This window comes from Exiguobacterium sp. A1_3_1 (genome assembly GCF_048985645.1).
Lineage (GTDB): Bacteria > Bacillota > Bacilli > Exiguobacteriales > Exiguobacteriaceae > Exiguobacterium_A > Exiguobacterium_A indicum.
This window is the reverse complement of the sequence record NZ_WBYY01000239.1, coordinates 1-3849: the sequence shown is the minus strand read 5'-3', so window position 1 is coordinate 3849 and position 3849 is coordinate 1. Positions and strand designations below refer to the sequence as shown.

The following is a 3849-nucleotide window of genomic DNA, read 5'->3' as shown; positions in this document are numbered from 1 at the left end:
CGATTGAATAATCCGGTGAGCGTATCATGGTAGGCGAGAAAATGAATTTGTTGTTCATTCTGTCGAACCGCAGTGACATCTTTCCCGATACCGAAAATACCAACCAACTCATTTTGGACAATGATTGGGACGTTCGTAATATTCATGTACATGTTAGAACCCTTTGCATTCTCAACGACCGTCTCGTAATTACGTGGTATACCTTTGAAGACCTCTTGTAATTCTTTCGTGACAGGTGTCCGGTAGGAGTCTTTGACATATCGTAAACTACTTTGTCCCATTAGCTCAGTTTTAGATATACCAAGTAAATCACTACAGGCAGTATTCACACTATCGAATCGACCTTTGAGATCGGTTGAATAGACAGGATCCGGATGATATTCAAATAAGGACTTATAGCGTTCCTCGCTCAACTCAAGTGTCTGGGCCTGGTCATAGTAACGTCGAATTAATTTTTGATTCTCTAAAATAATTAAAATTTGTCGTATGATGACTAACAAGATAGAGAGCCCTGAACCGATTGTCACGATATCGAAGTTACGTGAGTGAAAGCCCATAAAAACGAACAGAATTAAAACACCGCTATAAGGCGTAAGCATCTGGAATATCGTTAATTTTTCGAAATGACTCGATGACTCTTCAGCTTTGTTTTCTGGCTGCTGTTGTAAAGCGGCAAACCCTAAAATAATCATAACCATAATGAACAACGGATCAATCCAGCTACCGGGGAGGTATAAATCTTGGGCAATCAAGTATAAATAGACTGAGTCGGCAATCGCTTGTATTGTCACAGCTAGGATAATCAGATACGTGGACAGAGTCTTATCTTTTCTCGAGGGGGAGAAAAATAAGGAAGCGGCAGCGACTAACATACCTAGATCTCCTAGTGGATAGATAAGGGAAACGATTAATGCATTGAATGAGACAGCACTTGTGTTCAGAATAGGTTCGATTAAGAAGTGCCAAGAAAATGTACTCGCAACCACCAAAATGATCAGAACATCGAATAAAAATGAGATACGTTCTTGAACAGCTGCGTTCTGTAAATTCGATGGATCAGTGCATAGAGTAGAAATAAAGCTTGTAAAATATAAAAGATGTCTGGCCATCCGGGGAAGCCTACTTCAGTCTGTAAGATGCTTTCTTCGAAAAACCAAATCAACTCAGCGATTAGATAAAAAAAGGTACCGATACTGATGAGTAACCAAAACTTACGCTGGCTTATATCTACCTGTTTAATGGCTGTTCTCAGATAGTGAAGTGCGATACTTAGTCCAACAATCGAAAAAAGACTACCACCTAAAGATTGAAGAGTAGATGAGTGAGGAAAGGTGAAAATCCATCCGTAATAGCTCCATGCATAAAGAAGTATGATCAGGATAAAATTTTTTGGTCGTTTAAACATACGATTCTATGCTCCTTTTTTATTCATTACCTACATTTCCAGCTCTTTTTTAGTAAGTCTTTTTGACAAACAGATTTATTGAACTTGGATGCAGGTCTGTAATGACGCAAGAAATAAGTGTAAAGTGCATGCTTTAGATGGTTAAATAAATCATCTAAAGCATGCACTTCATGTTAGATAAGTGTGATTTCTGTACTATCTTTCGTTTGAAGAAACGCAACGAACGAATCGAAATCGATCGGACGAGAAAATAGATAGCCTTGACCAATTGTACAGCCATAGGCTTCAAGAATCTCTTTCTGTTCCATCGTCTCAACACCTTCTGCGACAATCGTTAGATCGAGATTTAATCCAAGCTCGATGATCGTCTTTACCATTGGAGAATTTGTATTGATCATCAGGCGATCAATGAACGATTTATCAATCTTTAACGTATCGATTGGTAATTGTTCGAGTACGTTCAAAGAAGAATATCCCGTTCCAAAATCATCGATGGATGTCTTGATGTTTGAGTTTTTCAAGCATTGCAAAATCGAGACGCTCTCCTTAATGTTCTGAACAATACTCTCTGTGATTTCAAGCTCGAGCCATTGTGGATCAAGGCGTGTCTTTTGAAGGATATCAGTGACTCGTTTGCAGAAATCAGAGGTTTGAAATTGAAGTGCCGAGACATTTACAGATAGAAGTAATGGCTCAAATCCGAGAAGCTGAAGTTGCTTACTTTGTTCGGTTGCAGTATGGAGAACCCATTCACCGATCTCATTAATGAGACCTGATTCTTCAGCGACTGGAATGAATTCTGCCGGGGAAATCCATCCGAATTTCGGATGATGCCAGCGTAGTAATGCTTCCATACCGATGATTTTTCCCGAACAAAGATTCACTTTCGGTTGATAATAGACACTTAATTGTTGTTCACGGATGGCATGTCGTAAGTTTGATTCAATTTCGAGTTTACGCACTAGAGTGGACTGAAGTTCCGTCTCATAGAAAACGAACGTATGATTTCCGAACTTTTTGGCTTGATAGAGCGCTTCAGCTGCGTGAGATTGGACTTCTTCTACAGTCTGACTCTGACCAGGAAAAGTACTAATGCCACTATAGGCAAAGATATTCAATTCTAAATCATCTAATGTAATCGGTGCTGTGAGATGAGCAAAGATCCGTTCATTCGCTCGAACAATGCTCGATTTTTCTATATTTGGAAGCACAATCATAAATTCATCTTCACTAAAACGATAGACTTTTAAATTCATGTTTTCTAAATTACTAAGGCGAAGGGAAACTTCCTTGATGATTTGTTCACCGACAAGATATCCGAAAATATCGGTAAACATCCGAACTCGTTTTACTTGGAGCAATATGAAAGCGAGCGGTATCTGAGCGTCATTCAGTCGGGTATTCGTTTCTCGTATAAAGGATGCGCGATTACCTAAGCCTGTCAATGGATCGATATAAGCGGTCTGCTTCAATTCGAACAACAATTTGTTATTTTTTATGACGGTGAACGTTTGTCTAATGATGACGAGTAAGAAAATAATGAGCCATCCTGTACTCAAAGCATTTAACATCCAGTTATAACTCTGAATCACTAGAATGGAAAGAACCAAGATACTTGCGTAAGGAAAAATAAGTCCATTTCTCACTGTAGCCTCAAGAGAGGATTGGTTCATTACTCTTTCCGGATTGGTTTTCGCTTCATAATAATGAGCGGTGCATCCAATGAATAACAAGGCAATCGTCCAAACAAAATCAACTATGCCTCCTGGCACATAGCTATCATCAATTGTCATCTGTGCAAACATACTATCTCCGATGATTTGTAGAAATAGACCAATGATTAGATAGATCAAAAATTCATTTTGCTTTTGGGCTCGAATTAGATAATAGAGTGTAATGATAAAAAATAGGATACCTATATCTGCAATCTGAAAAAGGAATGTGAAAGCTATACTTAATAATGCGTGTTGATTGATTTGAAATAACGGATAAAGCAGATAATGATAACTGATCGAAACCGAAGCCACCATAAAAATAGTTGTATTGAAGAAAAAAGTAGCATTTAAAAATTTTTTAAAATGCTTCATCAATTGATTTATTAAAGCGATAAAATAAAAAAGGTAAGAGAACATCCAGATAAAATAGGAAACTTCTGAAGTAGATACGGCTTGTTGTGCACTAAGTAAAACAATCCATACGAACGTACCTAGTACAGAAAAACTTGTTCCTAGACCTAAAAACATCCAAAAAAGCCTTAAAGAGTCTGATCTTTGATACCTTTTTAAAATCCAATGTGTACTTAAAAGACCGATCGAAGCTTGGAGCATGTTTAATAGAATTAATTGTACCCATTCAGGTCCTTCGAAAAAATGGTTCCCATGCCAAAATAATAAACCAATTCCGATGGACAGAAGGAAGGGATAACTTTTAATCTGTCTCTTATA

3 protein-coding genes are annotated in these 3849 nt (G+C 37.8%); all 3 read right to left on the bottom strand.

Annotation, left to right across the window (positions count from 1 at the left end; translation table 11 throughout):
* A partial coding sequence (locus F8N00_RS16905; RefSeq protein WP_421018640.1) for a PAS domain S-box protein occupies positions 1–872 on the bottom strand: 872 nt, incomplete at its 3' end.
* Positions 873–994: 122 nt separating this feature from the next.
* Positions 995–1405 (bottom strand): hypothetical protein, encoded by a 411-nt coding sequence (locus F8N00_RS16900; RefSeq protein WP_421018639.1) that lies wholly within the window; start codon positions 1403–1405, stop codon positions 995–997.
* A gap of 173 nt (positions 1406–1578) precedes the next feature.
* The coding region (locus F8N00_RS16895; RefSeq protein WP_421018638.1) for a putative bifunctional diguanylate cyclase/phosphodiesterase at positions 1579–3849 on the bottom strand (2271 nt) is incomplete at its 5' end.